The organism is Mammaliicoccus sp. P-M58, from assembly GCF_022386165.1.
In the GTDB taxonomy this organism is placed as follows: domain Bacteria; phylum Bacillota; class Bacilli; order Staphylococcales; family Staphylococcaceae; genus Mammaliicoccus; species Mammaliicoccus sciuri.
Window position 1 is genome coordinate 98,616 of record NZ_JAJNJI010000005.1, and the last position, 15,650, is coordinate 114,265.

Sequence of the window (15,650 nt, forward strand, 5' to 3'; positions counted from 1 at the left end):
TGTACATATACAATGATTAGTAAATGCAACTTTGTCACATCCATTTTGACATGCGTGTCATAAATATTTATTTGGGGGATTAAAATAGCCTATACACACTTGTAATGTAATTATACACTTTTGAAGAGACGCTTCATACTGTTATGGAATATAAAATTAGGAAATAAAAATGAAATAGAAGAAGAGGGAGGAAGAAGAGGAGGTTTCTGGACCGATGCGTGGGAATTATCGGTCCAGAAACGAGAAATATGGACCGATAAAAAAATTACCGGTCCAGAAGTGAGGAATATGGACCTATAAAAAAATTTACCGGTCCAGAAACGGAAAATATGGACCGATAAAAATAATTATCGGTCCGAAAATGAGATTTGCAGGCCGATAAAAATAATTATCGACCCGAAAACGAGAAATACAGGCCGATAAAAATAATTATAGACCCGAAAAAAGGCTGGGACGATAAAATTCGTCTCAGCCTCACCTATATTCTTTATTTTTCTTTCGTTGTATCTGTACCGAAGTATTTATCTGATAGGTCAGATAGTGTGCCGTCTTTTTTAAGTTTTTTAACGCCTTTATCGATGTCTTCTTTTAGATCTTTATTTTCTTTTGTGAATGGGAAACTTGTTCCGACTACATTAAATGGTTTACCTACAAATTTAATTTCTTTTCCGCGTTTGTTTTTATCTGCAGCTGATACTGAGTCTGAATTGACATAGCCGTCTAATCTTTGGTTTTCTAAATCAAGTAGGGCGCCTTCACGGTTTTCGTAAGTTTTAGTTTTGAATCCGTAATTATTTTCTTTATTAAAGTTCTCTAATGCTTCTGTGTGATTTGAACCTAACACGCCTGCAACTTTTTTACCTTTTAAATCTTTATAGCTATTAATATCTTTATTTTTAGATGATGTAATGATTTGGCTACCGATATATGAGTATGCATCTGTGAAGAGATATTTCTCTTTACGCTCATCTGTTGTTGCCACAGCATTTGCTATTGTATCAATTCTTCCTGATTCTAATTGTCCCATAAGTCCTGAGAAGTCAGCTTTTACCCATTTAACTTTATAACCAGCTTCGTGAGCGATTTTTTCAAATGCTTCGATGTCGTAACCAACTAATTTACCATCTTTTTCATATGAATTTGGATAGCTTTGTCCTGTAGTACCAGCGACAATTGTACCTTTATCTTTTTTGCCTGAATCGTTTGAACAGCCTGCCAACACGATGAGGCCAATTAGTATAAATGTTAATATTTTTTTCATATTTTATATTTCTCCTTTAAATATATAGTTTTGTAACATTTTAGTATCTTTAATTTCATAGAAATCATGAATATTTTCCCAATGTTTATAAGATGCATGTTTGAGTTTAGTAAGATGTTCGTCTTTCGTTAATGGTTTATATGGACTACCTTTAGGTGCATCCACTCTTTGTTTAAACTGTTCACCCGTCACTAAAGTTATTTCAACGATTGTAAATCGATTTTTCGGTAGGGCATATGGACTTGGTTGAATGTCATCATCATAGTGTCTAACGATTTTCTCCATAAGTTGATTAACGTCATAACTAATAGGTTTATTCAAAAATTGATCCACCGTTAATTCTTGATTCAGTAATAAAAGTGCTGATACATATTCAGCACTAAAAGCACCTTCTAAGCCAGTTTCTGGTGATTTAAACTTTAATGCTGCATCACCGTTCGTAGGAAAAGTAATTTTGACAGAATCTACTTTTTCCGGGGAAATATGATGTGTTTGTTTAATAGTATTAATAGCATCGATTAAATGGTAATTTGCTGAGCAACATGGATAAAGTTTGTACCACATTCCTGGATGTGTAATTGACCATTGATCGCCGAAATTTTCAATGATTTGCGTAAATGAACAATCTGATGTACCGAACAATTCATAAAAAGCAGGCATCATATTTTTATTACCTTCAAGTACACGTTTCTGTGAAATACGCGCTGCTAAATAGGCTTTTTGAGATGCAAGTCCAACATGGAATGGTTTAACGTCAGAACCGAATTGGTTACGTAAACCACTTGCTTGTGTAACAGCTATTCCAATAGCATTCGCAAATGAAGGAGCATCTAAATTTAAATAGTAACAACACGCAGCAGTTGCACTTAATAAGCCGATTGTTGATGTTGAGTGCCAACCTTGTTCGTAGTGACAAGCACCAATTGTTTCGCCAATTTGAGTAGCCATTTCGACACCGATAATATAACTATCAATAAAGTGTTTGAAAGTTTGCGTATCGTTTTCTGCAACTGCTAATAAACTCGGTAGTATAACAGCTGTAGGATGACCTCTCATACTTGAGTGAACATCATCAAAGTCTAATATATGTGCAATAAAACCGTTCACTAAAGCAGCATTTGAAGGTGACAATTGAGCTTCATATCCTATGATAGATGCATTGCCTGATCCTTCTTCTTCTTGAATGAAACTTATTAAATCATTGACTTTATGATGATTGTTAGCACTGTAAGTTGTTGCTATAAAGTCAAGTATGCCAGTGATGGCGTTATCTCTTTCAATAGTAGAAATATGTTTCGACTGACGATAAATCCTTTCAACTAATGCTTCTGTATCTGTCATTGTAGAACCTCTTCATCTTGTTCAGTTTCAATTTTATTGATGAATGATTGTGTTCTAGAATTGTGAGACTGAATAAACACTTCGTCAGTTGTTCCACTTTCAATAATGTTTCCATCTTCCATAAAAATGATTTTATCTGCAACATCTTTTGCAAATGACATTTCATGCGTTACGAGAATCATTGTTTTCTGCATTGAAGCAATGTCTTTAATGATTTTTAGAACACCTGAAACAAGTTCAGGGTCAAGCGCAGATGTTGGCTCATCAAAAAGTAATAATTCTGGGTCCATAGCTAATGCTCTCGCTATACCAACGCGTTGTTGTTGACCTCCAGATAAAGTTGCAGGATATTTATCTTTGAATTTTAGTAAACCGACTTGGTCTAAATATTTTTCGCCAATTGAATATGCCTCATCTTTAGGTAACTTTTTAGTCGTAATAAGTCCTTGTGTTACATTTTCTATAACGGATTTATTTTTGAAAAGATTATAATGCTGAAATACCATTGTTGATTTTTGAATAAGTTGTTGAACTTGTCTCTTTTTATAATTTTCGGCATCTACTGTTACATCATCTATTGAAATAATGCCTTCATCTGGTACTTCTAACCAGTTCAAGCATCTTAACAAAGTGGACTTTCCTGATCCAGACGGTCCAATAATTGCAAGGACTTCACCTTTATTAAGTTCTATATCTATACCTTTTAATACAGGTGTTTTGTGGAAAGATTTTTTAATACCTCGTATTGAAATCATGAATGTCACCTAACTTTCATAAGGTTTGTTGAGTTTTTTCTCTAATAAACTTTGCAAGTATGTATATATAATCGTAATTAACCAATATACAATTGCGACAGCTAAGAATGTTTCTAAATATTTATATGAAGCGGCAGATAATAATTTACTTTTAGCGAATATTTCAGTAACACCTAATGTAAATACAAGTGATGTTTCTTTAATTAACCCGATAAAAATATTACCTGATGCTGGTATGGCATTACGTGTTGCTTGTGGCAGTATAATTTTAAGATAAGTTTGGAATTTGTTGAGTCCGATAGAATGGGCTGCTTCAAATTGACCTTTATCTACTGATGTAATAGCAGCTCTGAAAATTTCTGCTAAGTAAGCTGCATTTTTAATACTTAAACCTATAACAGCTGCTGTTAAAGCATCAACAACTCTCATACCTGGAATAAGTTGTGGTAGTCCGTAATAAATTAAGAACAGTTGTACTAAACTCGGAATGGCTCTAAAGAACGAAATATATAGTAGGGCGAGTTCTTTAAGTACGGGTAATTTAGTACGTAAAATCAATGCAATAACTAATCCACCTAATATTGAAATGACTAGTGAAATTACAGCTAGTGACAATGTAATAGGTAAATAGGGCATTAATTTTGGAAATGTTTGTAGAAAATATATTGGATCAAATTTCAATTGTTTCACCTTCTTCGAATATGACTTGATTAAATTTTTCTTTAAGTTCTTCAGTGCCTTTAAATTTGTCTTGCTTAAGGACTTTCACTAAATATTGCGTGATATGTCCTTTTTTTAAGTCTTGCTTACCGAATTTTTGGTAGCCTTTTTTGACGTACATATCTATTAACCATGGATGATGATCAGCAGTTCCGAGTGAAACGGCTGGAACGTTTAAATGATTCAGTAAGTAATCATTTTCTACATAATTTAAAAGTTTTGACCCGAATTTTTTATTTTTATATTTAGGTGATGTTGCGAACCACCATATATGAGGGAAATAGTATGGTCCAGGATTGTCACTCCATGGCATCCTTAATGAAAGTGTACTGACAATTTCATCACCAGATTCAAGTACGAAACAAATATTTTCTTCTAAATTTTTACGTATTGAAGCTTCGGTTGGGTTAGCAGACTGAAAGTTAATACCTAGTGCTCGAATGGGCTCGTAGGCTTCGTACATCAAATTGATTAAGTTATAAATATCATCTTCAGTTGCACGTCTAATGATTATTTCCATTGCGCACCTCTATTCATTTTCTAAGCCTAATTTTTGTCGTAATGTGCCTTCTGAATATGTTTCTTTATATAAATTTCTTTCTTGTAAAATTGGTATAACGTTATTGATAAATAATTCAAATTGTGAAGGTAGAATAGGTGGCATAATGTTGAAACCATCTGCAGCAGAAGATTTAAACCATTCTTCCATCTTATCTGCTAATTGTTCTGGTGTACCGACAAAGATATGGTGACCTCTAGAACCAGCAACTTTTTTATAAACTTCTTCTAAAGTTAAATCGTTTTTAATCGCTTCTTTAAGAATAATTTCAAATCGACTTTGAACACCGTTACCTGTTGATAGATCTAAATCAGCAAACTTAGTATCTAAGTCATACTGTGATAAATCGATATTTCCAACATAAGGTGCCAATATACTTAATCCAACTTCAGGTAAGATTAAGTCTTGAATTTCTTGATAATTTTGATGCGCTTCTTCCTCAGTGTCCCCTAAAACAGGGAATAATCCTGGCATGATATAAACTTCTTCAGGATTACGATTTTGTTTAGATACTTTTTCTTTTAACTGTTTATAAAACTTCTGAGCATCTTCAATTTGAGTTTGTGCTGTAAAGATAACATCTGCTACTTTAGAAGCTAAATCCGTTCCTGTTGGAGAAGAACCAGCTTGTATTAATAAAGGTCTTCCTTGTGGAGAACGTTCAATATTTAAAGGACCTCTAACTTTGAAATGTTTTCCTTCATGATCAATCGTATGTAATTTTGATGCATCAATAAATTCGCCAGTTTCTTTGTCACGTACTAAAGCGCCTTTATCCCATGAGCGCCACAATTTATTCGTTACTTCAACGAATTCATTTGCGCGTTCATAACGTAATTCATGTTCCATTAACTTAGTACCATTAAAATTTTCAGCAGTAGAAGTTATTGAAGAAGTTACAATATTCCAAGCAGCTCTTCCATGACTTAAGTGGTCTAAAGAACTAAATTGACGTGCAATATGGAAAGGTTCACAGTATGTAGTAGAGGCAGTAGCAGCTAATCCGATATTAGTCGTTGCTGTAGAAAGAACAGATAAAAGCGTAAACGGCTCAAATCTACTTAATATATTTGGATGTGAACTTTCAGATACGAATAAGCTATCAGCAAGAAAGACTAAATCGAATAAACCTTTCTCTGCTAATTGCGCAGTATTTATTAAATGAGTTAAATCCATAGGCCCCTTTTCAATAGCATTTTCATGGCGCCAACTCGCCACATGATGACCATATCCCGCTAAAAAGAGACCCAGTTTTATATGTTTATATGTTGTCATAATATCCTCCTAAACATTTTAATCCGATAGTTTTAATAAGATATAAAGAATACCACTTAATTTTAACAATTGTCAATAAAATCTGACTATTTTATTAGGGATTAATATTAAAATAATGTACTATTTGTGAACATTTGTAAGATGATATAAAAAATTGAATGTCATGCTTGTTAAATCGGATTTATGTAAGTGTGATTTGATTAATAATATTATTAAAATATATTAAAAATGAGTGAGAAATTGAGACGGGAAATGTAAGAGGAGATTTCTAGACCGATACGTGGGAATTACCGGTCCAGAAATGAGGATTACCAGGCCGATAAAAATAATTATCGACCCGAAAACATTGTTTTCGGGTCGCTCAATCTTTAAGATTCAATCAATTTTTCGTTATGTAAATTAATATAATATACTTCGTTATCTGTCCATTCATCAAATTCATATATAAAGTTCTTTCTCAATACTTCAAATTCAAATCCTAATTTTTTAATGAGCTTTTTAGAAGGTTCGTTATCTACATTAATATGTGCTTCTATTCGATGAAGGTTTAATGTTTTATAACATTGACTGATGACTTCTTTCATAGCTTCAAATGCATAACCTTGATTCCAAAATTGGTTGTGCAAGAAATAGCCACATTCTCCCCATTGGAAGTCTGATCTGCTTAATACTTTAATATCCAGCATGCCTACATGTTTGTCATTTTCTAAAAATATTCCAAATATAAACGTATCGTCTTGTTTAATGAGCGTTTGTTGTTTATCAACAAGTTCTATAAACCAAGTTTCGTCGCATTCTTCCATATTGATTTTCCCTTTGTCATGTTTATATTGCGAAGGATATCGATTTTCAAAGCCTTCAATCCAACCTTTGTGGTCATCATAGTTTAAAGGTCGAATCGTCAACCTATTCGTACGGAAAGTTAATTCTTTATCTGTATACATTAAAAATCCCCTTTGTAAAAATATGTGTAATTAATCATATTATATACTTTAATTTCCTAGGTTTATAGAGGAAGCTTACAATAACGATGCATGCTATTCATGGATTATTAGAGGTAATGAATACTATCCGATATAATTTGGTTATATAACGTCGAGTAAATATTATAGTAATAAATTATGATTAACCATGTAAGGAGGGAATGGAATGATAGATGATTTAAATAAAGCATTAGATTATATTGAAGATAATTTAACAAATGACTTATCTATTGAAAATATTGCTAAATATGTAGGTATATCGGATTATCACTTTCGGAAAATATTTCAGGCAATATCTGGTATGCCCTTGAGTGAATATATTAAAAAGCGTAAATTGTCATCAGCTAATGTTGATTTAAAAAATGGTGAATCTGTTACTGAAGTAGCCTTTAAATATGGTTATCATTCAGTAGATGGATTTAGTCGCGCATTTAAAAATTGGACAGGTTCTTTGCCATCAAATGCGATTCATCTTGCAAGTATAAAATCATTCCCTAAACTTACTTTTACGCTAAGTATAAGAGGAGGTATAGATATGGAATACAGAATTGAAAATAAACCTGCTATTAAATTTGTCGGTGTTTCAACAAAGATACCTATGCAATTTGAAGGTGTAAATCAAAGTATTGTAGAGCTTGCAAATAGTATTTCAAACGAACAAAAATCATATATTCATACACTTAATAATATTGAACCAAAAGAAGTATTAAATATTTCTTATGATGCTGATGCATATTTTGAAAAAGAAGAAGGATACTTAACTCATATGATTGGTGTAATTACTGATAAAGTAGAAATAAATCGTGAGTTATTAGATGTTTTTGAAGTTGAAGCACATACTTGGGCTGTATTTCCTAATGAAGGACATTTCCCATCTACAATGCAAAATACTATGGCAAGCATTTATGCAGAATGGCTACCATCTTCTGGGTATGAATTAGAAGATGTACCAAATTTCTCATTTACAAAAATGAATAGCCAGGAAGAAACAGCTTACAGTGAAATTTGGATAGCAGTTAGAAGTATAGAAAAAGTCTAGGGTGCCATACCCTAGACTTTTTCTCATCAATAAGCTTTTTCTATATTATCTAATTGTTTAATTGTTGAACTAATACCACCAGAACCGAAGAACCATGTATTGGAATCAAATTTCAGTATATCTTTATTTTTGATTGCACTGACGTTTTTTATGACTGGATTTTTAAGTTCTTGTGGTAACCCTTTAGAATCATCATCTGTTCTATTTATATAGAAGATTTTGTCTGGATTCTTTTCAGCGATATATTCATATGACACTAACTGTCCGCTTGAGTTCGCTGGCATGTCAGGGTCAATATGCTTGATACCTAAATCACCACTTAAGAAGCCACCATATCTACCAGTTTTACCGTATGTCTTAATGCCTTTTTGATCAACATTGGCAAACATAACGGTATCATCATTCACTTTACTTTTTACAGATTTAACTTTTTGGTCGAGTTTCTTTATGAGTGATTGAGTTTCATTTTCTTTATCGAATATTTTTCCAATATTTTGTGCGTTTTCCTTAATAGATTCTATGTAACGATCATCATCTGGGCTCACATAAAGTACTTTTGCATTTGGCGCAGCTTTTTTAAATTCTTTTAAGTTTTTAGTATAAGCTTGCCTAAATGATATTAAAATTAAATCCGGATTTTCTTCAGCAATTTTTTCAAAATTAGGTCTACCAGGATTTCCTAAATTGGTATATTTATCATTTTTAAACTCTGATAAATAACTTGGTAAGAAATCACCATTTGGACCTTTAGGAATAGCTGTTATATGTTTTTGTAATTTCAAATCTTTCATAATATCTAAAGCCCCATAATCCATGACAATAACTTTTTTAGGATTCTTAGGTATTGTTACAGTTTCCGTTTTTTTCTTGCCTCTATTATGATCTTTATTCTTTTCTTTATATTCAAAAGTCTTCTTAATTGTTACAGTATCTTTATGACTGACTTCATCTTTACTATTACTACACGCAGATAATAATAAAAGTACACAAACGATGATGGTAATATACTTTTTCATGATTGCCTCCCATTTTCTAATTGATAACATTTCTCAATTATACAAAATAATTTAAGAATAACAAGTGCTATTTTTAAAATCTAGTGATGTTTTAATAAACATAAGACGGGAACATTAATAATATAAAATAGAAATGGGGGATTTATTCATGACAGTCGTAAAAAGTTATATCAATGATGAAACATTGGAAAATGACATTAACAAGCTGAAAGAACTAAATATTAACCCAACAGATATTTTTGTACTATCACATGACGATGACAGAACAGCACGAATCGTTGAGCATACAGACTATGACAATATAGATTACAACAATAAAGACTTAGGACGAACATTTGATAAACAAGGTGACGAACTAAGAGCTAAATTAATAGAAATAGGTTTGTCCAAAGAACAAGCAGAAGATTACGAAGAAAAAATGGACGAAGGAAAAGTATTCCTAATTTCCAAAGACGACAAAGCAAAAGAAGTATTAGAATAAAGTATATATTAAACCCCAACTCGAAAATATCGGGTTGGGGTTTTTAATTCCTTTATATTTACTTATTCCACACATAGGATAATTTGTATATAATTAAAGTAAGTCATGATATGGTGGTATGCAATATGAAGAAAAACTATATATTTATTATTTTATTTACCTTTTTTAGCATTATTGGCAGTAAGTTGTTTACATTTGCGCTTTCATTTCATGTTTTAAAGATAACAGGGAGTGTACAAGCTTTTTCTAATATTATGATTATATATTCGCTCATATTTATATTGGGCAGTACGTCTATCGGATATTATATAGATAAGATTAATAAAAAATCATTTATTATATCTATGCAGTGCATTTCGATTTTATCAATTATAAGTATTTACTTAATACCAAACAGTTTAAACCAACTTCTATACATATACATAATTGTAATCATTTTGACAGTTACAGATATGGCTGTTTCACTCACTTTTAACAGTGGCTTGTTAAGTTTAGTTAGTGAACTTTTCATTGATCAAACAGTTTCATATAGAAACGTCATTCAGAATGTATTACAAATAGGTGCTCCAATTTTAGGTGGAATAGTATACGCTTATTTCGATATTAAGACTTTTATGATTATTATGTTTGTAACTGAGCTCATTTCATTAATAATAGTGCTTAATATTGCGTTTAATAAAGTTCCAGCAAATAAAGTCTATGAAGAAGTTAAGGATACATTCTTTAACAGTTATAAAGTCGTATTTAAATTTTTGAAATCAAATAAAGACATATTTTTAATTCTATTATCAGGATCTATCATTAATTTTATGTTTGGTTTCGTTACGGTAGGTATTCCAGGAAGTTTTGTCACTATATTTAATATGAATTCTAAACAGTTAGGAATCATTGAAACAGGATTTCCTATAGCAGGTATATTGTTTGGTTTGATTTATCCTAAGTTGAAGAATAAAGGAACACTTGTTGCAAATATGCAAGTTGCCATGATTACTTTAGCTGTGGGAATACTCATATTATGTATCCCGTTTATAACAGATTTTTATAAACTATCGATACTTGTAATATATTTTATAAGCATATTTATTATCGGAAGCGGTGTTGTACTGAGTAATGTACCGATAAACATTTATGTACAAAAAAATGTACCAGAGCAAATAAAAGGTAAATATTTAGCATTGTCACAAACAATGTCACAAGTAATGATGCCTTTTGGAATTTTAGTAGCAGGTATACTCTTTGACATTAATTCAACATTCTATATTATTTCGTTCAGTATTACAGCAATATTATGCTTTATCTTGGCATATCTTTACACATTTATCAAAAAACATGACGGTGTAATTTGATACATTATTGACAAAGCAAAAGAAGTATTAGAATAAAATATATATTAAACCCCAACTCGAAAATATCGGGTTGGGGTTTTTAAATTATCCAAAAATGTAAAAAGTTTTTGACATTATTTTGTGAGATGTTACAATTGCAAATGTAAAAAGTTTTTGACATTTGGAGGTGTAGTATTGATCTTATTGAAATGGTTATTCTTTATAGTAATCACATTATTGATGTGGACATTTTATTTTAAATATATAGCAATTAATACTAAGGAGTTTAAGAGAGAAAGAAGACTTGATGAAAGGCAATTAAGGATAAGATTAGAAATCTTATCAAATACATTTGGATATATGTTTTTAATTGTCATGTCATATATAGCGATTAAACTTGCAGGTTTGAGTGGAGATGCTCATAATTGGTTTGCTAACAATCCAGAGATAATTTTTGTTGCTGTATTATTTATTATATATACAATTAATGTTGTAATCGTTAAGAAGAAATACAGTTGAAAGTAGGAAAGTCGTGAAAAATAAAATTAGAGAATATCGTAAGCAAATGGGGATGTCACAAGATACATTAAGTAAGAATGTAAAGGTGACACGACAAACAATTAATGCTATTGAGAATGATAAGTATGATCCAACTTTAGCTTTAGCATTTAAATTAGCAAAGGTATTTGATGTAACAGTAGATGAATTATTTTCTTAAACATGAAGGTGATAGCAATGAAAAAGCAAGATGAAATGGAAAGACAACATATTTTAATCGCATCTAAATATACGGTAGTATATTTTATATTAGCTTTAGTTATTTATAGTTTATATATAAAATTTTCAACAGGAGAATTTAATGTTGTTTGGTTGATTTTATTAATAGGTATTATTATTTTTACAAGTATTCAAACTTACTTTAAGTTTATAACTAGAAATTAATACTATTAAACAAAAGTAATAAAAATAAATAAATGTTTTATTTAATATTCCTTGTAATTGAAATTTAAAAGTGTAGGATGAAGGTGTATCATCTTATGATACATAATCTATATAAAGGGAGAGTAATCGAATGAACAAATTTTCGAAAGTTTTTGTTTCAACCGGTTTAGCAGTAGCGACAGTATTTACGGTAGGCGCGGCGGGTAACGGTCATTCCGTTGATGCGGCGAGCAACAGTAATATGGATAGCCAAGATTCTCAACCTTATACGTCTTATTACAATGGATATGTGAGTTATGATCCTGGATTTTTCATAACGGATACATTCAAAAAAGGATTTGAATCAGGTAATTTCACGTTAAATGGATATGAAACACCTGCACATGAAGATTATGCTAAAGAACATCAAGATGAGGCTAAAAATATAAATTTATATGATCAAAATTTAAATGTATATAGTAACTATGGTTTAGATGCTAATGCACAACCGACAAATGCAAATCAATTTAATTTATCGATAGATGATGTTGTTGATTCTTACGGTACAGATTTCAGTAAATCAGGTAGTCCACGAAGTGTTGAAGGTCAATATTCTTGGAGTTTAAATGGTTATAAAATTGCCTTTACTTCTGACGAAACAGGTACTGTGACGAGAATTGATTTCTATACGATTGTTGAATAGTGTTATAGGTTGTTAAATTGTTCTATACGATATTGAAGTTCATCAAAGTCTATTATACGGGCTTGTCGGTGAACTTCTTTTTGGTTGTAATAAAGTAATACGACAGGTGAAGTGAACAAATTTAATTGTCCGACTGCTTCTGGCATTTGGTTAGCAACAATTTCGTATGCTGGAATGTCATAGTCTTCCACCATTTTTTGTACGATTGGATAATCCGCTTTACATACCGAACAATTCTCGCTAGATACGTAGATTAGTGTGAATGTATGTGCATCAATCTGTTTATTTAATTCATCAAAAGTTGTGATGATTTTCATGAAATTTAGCTCCTATCATTTAATTATAATGGCAAATATTATACCATTGTATGAGAAAAGGAGGAAAAAATATGTTTGGTAACAAAGATAATGATTCAAAAGATAATAATCGATTTTTTGTTAAATCGGTAGATAATGTTAAAGGATTAGGTCGCATTTCGATTCTTGTTGATCGTGAAACAGGTGTTAATTATATCAATGCTTGGGTAGGTACAGGCAGTGGTTTAACACCATTGTTAGACGAGAATGGAAAACCTTTAATAGATAAAGTTTAATAAAATATGCATCAATGACAAAGGAGTATTTAAATGTCTAGAAGATTTCTAAAAATGATGATAACAGTTGTGACGATGATGCTTATCATTAATGTATCATCTGAAAAAGTAGAAGCGGCCCAAGAAGAGGGGACGATGGGTCATGGTTATAAGAAATACATAGAAAATGAAAATCAAAATACTTTTAGAAACAAACAAGAAATAGAGGAATCTTCGACAGTAGCTAAAGATGATTCAATACTTGATTTATCAGAATGGCAAGGAGAATTAACATCAGCACAAGTTAAAAAGCTTAAAGCCAATTATGATTTTATTATTTTAAGAGCACAATATGGTTCAGACTATAAAGATGCAGCATTTGATACAAATTCAAAATTACTTTCTGCCAATAATATGAAGTATGGTGTTTATACATATAGTATGTATGAAAATGCAAGTGAAGCAAGAACAGAAGCGAAATCGCTATATAATAGAGCACCTAATGCAAGTTTCTATATCAATGATTATGAGGAAGAATCAGTTGCTTCAGGAGATACGAATGCAAGTACACTCGCTTGGTTGAATGAAATGAGGAAGTATTCAGGTGATAAGAAAGTATTACTATACTCTTATGAAGACTTTATGGTTAATCATACAGCGAATGCTGTCGGCTCTTATGATGGTTATTGGTTAGCTTCATATCAAGAAACACAACCTGAAAGAGAACATGTATTATGGCAATATACAGATAGTTACTATTCATCAGAACTTGATCAAAATGTCGATGCCAATGTACTAGGACCAAATGTGCAAACAGGCTGGTTTATAAATTAATGAGCATTATGATATCTCTTTTGTAAAGTGAACGGTATAATCACTTGAAGAAAAGAAGGTGAATATAATGAACATATTAGATGAATACTTTATCTTATTTGATGAAGCAAGATACAGTGAAGAAAGTTTTCATAAATTAAATGAACTATTTCATGATGATATAGAATTTGTATTAAATAAGAAGACTTTTAAAGGTAAAGAAGCTTGGAAGCAGTTTGTTAAAAGTGTTTATACAACAAATAAAGATTTAAAACATATGCATAACGGTTGGACACAAAACGAAGACGGTAGCTATGAAACAGATTGGGCAATTTGTGGTAACCGATATGAAACAGGTGTCTATACACAAGAAGGCAAAGATATCGCAAGATTAGATGCGAACGGTAAAATTATCTACTTAGAAAACCAACCTAAAGATGATCAATTGTTTTCAAATCAATCATAAAAAACTTAGAACAGTTCCTAAAATTATTTTGGGAACTGTTCTTTTTCTATTATGGGTACATTTCTGATTATGCCTTCTGTCATTACGATTCATTTTTCTTATGTTCAATAATCTCTGTGTCACGATTGCTAGCGATGTTTCGAGCACGCTTCATAGCATCTTCTTTTTTATCAAAGGTTTCGCTAGCTTGTTTAGCACCATCAGTTTTTATCTTCCATTGATTGTCTTCATAATAGACATGTATATCTTTATCGTTTAACTGAGGATTGGCAGATTTGTCTTGTTTATGTTGTGTAATTTTCTTATCTTTCAATTCATTTAATTCTTCTTTAGTTGCGTTCTTGTACCAATCTTCTGCTTGTTTCGTTGCAATTGGAATAGCATCTTCTTCTTTGTACCCGTTGGTTAACATTGCGTTGCCAATATCAATAGCTTTCTTTCTTTCAAGTTGATCAAAGTTTTTCCAAGTTTGAGGATAGTCGTCCATAGTCCATGGCATGTTTCATCATCCTTTCATAATATACACACACTTATTGAATACCACTTATTTAATTTATAAAACGGATACAATTGTGTAGTGTATAAATTATTTACGGTATTTATTTACAAAGTTTCGTGTTTCACCTGTTATAAGTGGTCCACCTGTGTAAACATCTCTAGTTGATGGGTTTTTGACTTTTTCTGCTGGTTGAATGCCATGTGCATGTATACCGATGACATGGTTGTCTTGATTGAATACAGGAGATCCCGAAAATCCTATTGTTCGATGCATGTGTCCGATATATTCGATATAGTCTTGAGTTGGTTTGAGATAGAATCCTTTTGATTGGTACATATATTGACCATCAAATGGTTCTTCATTTGGATAGCCTGTCATAGATAGTGTTGATTTAGATTTCAAATGATGAATTTCACGTTCGGATGCTATGGTTAAAGGTTTAATTTTAGGTGTTAATGATTTTTCAGTAATGAGTACTGCGACGTCTCTTTCGTTTGATTTATAAAATTGCTTAATTTTGAATTTCATCGGTGTGTATTGGTTAGATTTAGCGGGAAAGAAATAAAATTGTTTCTTTTCTTTGTTTCCGTCATCATCACTTGCGACATGTGAAGTTGTGATAACTGTATGATCATCGATGACAAATCCTGTCGCGCCATTTCCTGACTTGCCAGTTTCATCAGATGTGACTTTACCAACTGCTTGACTGATACGTTTATCTTTTGAATGAAATGGTTTAATTTTAAGATGATCATTTGGAATTTGTGAACCTAATTTAAAAGCTTCTTGATAATCATGATGCGTTGCTTTTGTAAATGTATCTTTATAAGACGCAGGGACATCAGGTGGTATAAATAAATAATTGAACGTCGAAATTATAATTATTAAATATAATTTAAGGTATAACAGCATTTAATCACAA

Annotated in this window: 21 protein-coding genes; 10 read left to right on the forward strand and 11 right to left on the reverse strand. The window is 31.4% G+C overall.

What is annotated here, in order from left to right:
* Positions 1-487: 487 nt before the first annotated feature.
* The 7 genes from LQ694_RS06985 to LQ694_RS07015 all read right to left on the reverse strand — a co-directional run bounded on the left by LQ694_RS06985 (position 488) and on the right by LQ694_RS07015 (position 6,855).
* On the reverse strand, positions 488-1,261 hold the full coding sequence (locus LQ694_RS06985; protein ID WP_065380855.1) for a transporter substrate-binding domain-containing protein: 774 nt from the start codon (positions 1,259-1,261) through the stop codon (positions 488-490).
* Positions 1,262-1,264: 3 nt separating this feature from the next.
* The gene (locus tag LQ694_RS06990) at positions 1,265-2,602 is read right to left on the reverse strand and encodes an MmgE/PrpD family protein (protein WP_218696959.1); all 1,338 of its coding nucleotides are present in this window, start codon (positions 2,600-2,602) and stop codon (positions 1,265-1,267) included.
* Positions 2,599-3,357 (reverse strand): amino acid ABC transporter ATP-binding protein, encoded by a 759-nt coding sequence (locus LQ694_RS06995; RefSeq protein WP_049319488.1) that lies wholly within the window; start codon positions 3,355-3,357, stop codon positions 2,599-2,601. Before LQ694_RS06995 ends, LQ694_RS06990 begins: the two co-directional genes overlap by 4 nt.
* Before the next feature lie 9 nt (positions 3,358-3,366).
* Entirely contained in the window at positions 3,367-3,993 is a 627-nt protein-coding gene (locus LQ694_RS07000) for an amino acid ABC transporter permease (RefSeq protein ID WP_048541896.1), read from the reverse strand.
* 34 nt (positions 3,994-4,027) lie between these two features.
* Complete coding sequence (locus LQ694_RS07005) at positions 4,028-4,597, reverse strand: GNAT family N-acetyltransferase (RefSeq protein ID WP_218696958.1); 570 nt, start codon at positions 4,595-4,597, stop codon at positions 4,028-4,030.
* 9 nt (positions 4,598-4,606) lie between these two features.
* Complete coding sequence (locus LQ694_RS07010; protein WP_239771966.1) at positions 4,607-5,914, reverse strand: LLM class flavin-dependent oxidoreductase; 1,308 nt, start codon at positions 5,912-5,914, stop codon at positions 4,607-4,609.
* A 365-nt stretch (positions 5,915-6,279) separates the two neighbouring features.
* On the reverse strand, positions 6,280-6,855 hold the full coding sequence (locus LQ694_RS07015) for a GNAT family N-acetyltransferase (protein WP_218696956.1): 576 nt from the start codon (positions 6,853-6,855) through the stop codon (positions 6,280-6,282).
* A 205-nt stretch (positions 6,856-7,060) separates the two neighbouring features.
* Here LQ694_RS07015 and LQ694_RS07020 point away from each other — a divergent pair, with 205 nt between their 5' ends.
* Positions 7,061-7,933: an AraC family transcriptional regulator gene (locus LQ694_RS07020; RefSeq protein ID WP_196967968.1), complete on the forward strand. Its 873-nt coding sequence runs from the start codon at positions 7,061-7,063 to the stop codon at positions 7,931-7,933.
* Positions 7,934-7,959: 26 nt separating this feature from the next.
* Here the strand turns inward: LQ694_RS07020 and LQ694_RS07025 are convergent, their stop codons facing one another.
* Positions 7,960-8,949, reverse strand: coding sequence for a siderophore ABC transporter substrate-binding protein (locus tag LQ694_RS07025; RefSeq protein WP_070369107.1), 990 nt, complete (start codon positions 8,947-8,949; stop codon positions 7,960-7,962).
* A 148-nt stretch (positions 8,950-9,097) separates the two neighbouring features.
* Here LQ694_RS07025 and LQ694_RS07030 point away from each other — a divergent pair, with 148 nt between their 5' ends.
* The 6 genes from LQ694_RS07030 to isaB all read left to right on the forward strand — a co-directional run bounded on the left by LQ694_RS07030 (position 9,098) and on the right by isaB (position 12,379).
* Positions 9,098-9,430: a YflT domain-containing protein gene (locus LQ694_RS07030; protein ID WP_048541491.1), complete on the forward strand. Its 333-nt coding sequence runs from the start codon at positions 9,098-9,100 to the stop codon at positions 9,428-9,430.
* 125 nt (positions 9,431-9,555) lie between these two features.
* Positions 9,556-10,776 carry an MFS transporter gene (locus tag LQ694_RS07035; protein ID WP_159314769.1) on the forward strand — a complete coding sequence of 407 codons (1,221 nt, stop codon included), beginning with the start codon at positions 9,556-9,558 and terminating at the stop codon, positions 10,774-10,776.
* 174 nt (positions 10,777-10,950) lie between these two features.
* Positions 10,951-11,274 (forward strand): hypothetical protein, encoded by a 324-nt coding sequence (locus tag LQ694_RS07040; RefSeq protein WP_167811661.1) that lies wholly within the window; start codon positions 10,951-10,953, stop codon positions 11,272-11,274.
* A 13-nt stretch (positions 11,275-11,287) separates the two neighbouring features.
* Positions 11,288-11,473 carry a helix-turn-helix transcriptional regulator gene (locus LQ694_RS07045; RefSeq protein WP_078358596.1) on the forward strand — a complete coding sequence of 62 codons (186 nt, stop codon included), beginning with the start codon at positions 11,288-11,290 and terminating at the stop codon, positions 11,471-11,473.
* Between the two features lie 17 nt (positions 11,474-11,490).
* Entirely contained in the window at positions 11,491-11,697 is a 207-nt protein-coding gene (locus tag LQ694_RS07050; protein WP_107617997.1) for a hypothetical protein, read from the forward strand.
* A gap of 130 nt (positions 11,698-11,827) precedes the next feature.
* Positions 11,828-12,379, forward strand: coding sequence for an immunodominant staphylococcal antigen IsaB family protein (gene isaB / locus LQ694_RS07055; RefSeq protein ID WP_218696954.1), 552 nt, complete (start codon positions 11,828-11,830; stop codon positions 12,377-12,379).
* A gap of 2 nt (positions 12,380-12,381) precedes the next feature.
* Here isaB and LQ694_RS07060 read toward each other — a convergent pair whose 3' ends face one another.
* Positions 12,382-12,696, reverse strand: coding sequence for a thioredoxin family protein (locus tag LQ694_RS07060; protein WP_058610941.1), 315 nt, complete (start codon positions 12,694-12,696; stop codon positions 12,382-12,384).
* Between the two features lie 71 nt (positions 12,697-12,767).
* Between LQ694_RS07060 and LQ694_RS07065 the strand changes: the two genes are divergently transcribed.
* The 3 genes from LQ694_RS07065 (at position 12,768) to LQ694_RS07075 (ending at position 14,229) form a co-directional block, all read left to right on the forward strand.
* Entirely contained in the window at positions 12,768-12,971 is a 204-nt protein-coding gene (locus LQ694_RS07065; RefSeq protein ID WP_218696953.1) for a DUF6440 family protein, read from the forward strand.
* A 33-nt stretch (positions 12,972-13,004) separates the two neighbouring features.
* On the forward strand, positions 13,005-13,784 hold the full coding sequence (locus tag LQ694_RS07070) for a GH25 family lysozyme (protein WP_065380859.1): 780 nt from the start codon (positions 13,005-13,007) through the stop codon (positions 13,782-13,784).
* A gap of 67 nt (positions 13,785-13,851) precedes the next feature.
* Positions 13,852-14,229, forward strand: a complete 378-nt coding sequence (locus tag LQ694_RS07075; RefSeq protein ID WP_025904774.1) for a polyketide cyclase — start codon at positions 13,852-13,854, stop codon at positions 14,227-14,229.
* Between the two features lie 82 nt (positions 14,230-14,311).
* Here the strand turns inward: LQ694_RS07075 and LQ694_RS07080 are convergent, their stop codons facing one another.
* On the reverse strand, positions 14,312-14,728 hold the full coding sequence (locus tag LQ694_RS07080; protein WP_058610946.1) for a DUF2188 domain-containing protein: 417 nt from the start codon (positions 14,726-14,728) through the stop codon (positions 14,312-14,314).
* 87 nt (positions 14,729-14,815) lie between these two features.
* Positions 14,816-15,640, reverse strand: a complete 825-nt coding sequence (locus tag LQ694_RS07085) for a trypsin-like serine peptidase (protein WP_239771942.1) — start codon at positions 15,638-15,640, stop codon at positions 14,816-14,818.
* Positions 15,641-15,650 lie beyond the last annotated feature (10 nt).

Coding starts and splice junctions, on each gene's coding strand:
- LQ694_RS06985 (WP_065380855.1), bottom strand. CDS start 1,261: ATGAAAAAAATATTAACATTTATACTAATTGGCCTCATCGTGTTGGCA.
- LQ694_RS06990 (WP_218696959.1), bottom strand. CDS start 2,602: ATGACAGATACAGAAGCATTAGTTGAAAGGATTTATCGTCAGTCGAAA.
- LQ694_RS06995 (WP_049319488.1), bottom strand. CDS start 3,357: ATGATTTCAATACGAGGTATTAAAAAATCTTTCCACAAAACACCTGTA.
- LQ694_RS07000 (WP_048541896.1), bottom strand. CDS start 3,993: ATGCCCTATTTACCTATTACATTGTCACTAGCTGTAATTTCACTAGTC.
- LQ694_RS07005 (WP_218696958.1), bottom strand. CDS start 4,597: ATGGAAATAATCATTAGACGTGCAACTGAAGATGATATTTATAACTTA.
- LQ694_RS07015 (WP_218696956.1), bottom strand. CDS start 6,855: ATGTATACAGATAAAGAATTAACTTTCCGTACGAATAGGTTGACGATT.
- LQ694_RS07020 (WP_196967968.1), top strand. CDS start 7,061: ATGATAGATGATTTAAATAAAGCATTAGATTATATTGAAGATAATTTA.
- LQ694_RS07025 (WP_070369107.1), bottom strand. CDS start 8,949: ATGAAAAAGTATATTACCATCATCGTTTGTGTACTTTTATTATTATCT.
- LQ694_RS07030 (WP_048541491.1), top strand. CDS start 9,098: ATGACAGTCGTAAAAAGTTATATCAATGATGAAACATTGGAAAATGAC.
- LQ694_RS07035 (WP_159314769.1), top strand. CDS start 9,556: ATGAAGAAAAACTATATATTTATTATTTTATTTACCTTTTTTAGCATT.
- LQ694_RS07050 (WP_107617997.1), top strand. CDS start 11,491: ATGAAAAAGCAAGATGAAATGGAAAGACAACATATTTTAATCGCATCT.
- isaB (WP_218696954.1), top strand. CDS start 11,828: ATGAACAAATTTTCGAAAGTTTTTGTTTCAACCGGTTTAGCAGTAGCG.
- LQ694_RS07060 (WP_058610941.1), bottom strand. CDS start 12,696: ATGAAAATCATCACAACTTTTGATGAATTAAATAAACAGATTGATGCA.
- LQ694_RS07065 (WP_218696953.1), top strand. CDS start 12,768: ATGTTTGGTAACAAAGATAATGATTCAAAAGATAATAATCGATTTTTT.
- LQ694_RS07070 (WP_065380859.1), top strand. CDS start 13,005: ATGTCTAGAAGATTTCTAAAAATGATGATAACAGTTGTGACGATGATG.
- LQ694_RS07075 (WP_025904774.1), top strand. CDS start 13,852: ATGAACATATTAGATGAATACTTTATCTTATTTGATGAAGCAAGATAC.
- LQ694_RS07080 (WP_058610946.1), bottom strand. CDS start 14,728: ATGCCATGGACTATGGACGACTATCCTCAAACTTGGAAAAACTTTGAT.
- LQ694_RS07085 (WP_239771942.1), bottom strand. CDS start 15,640: ATGCTGTTATACCTTAAATTATATTTAATAATTATAATTTCGACGTTC.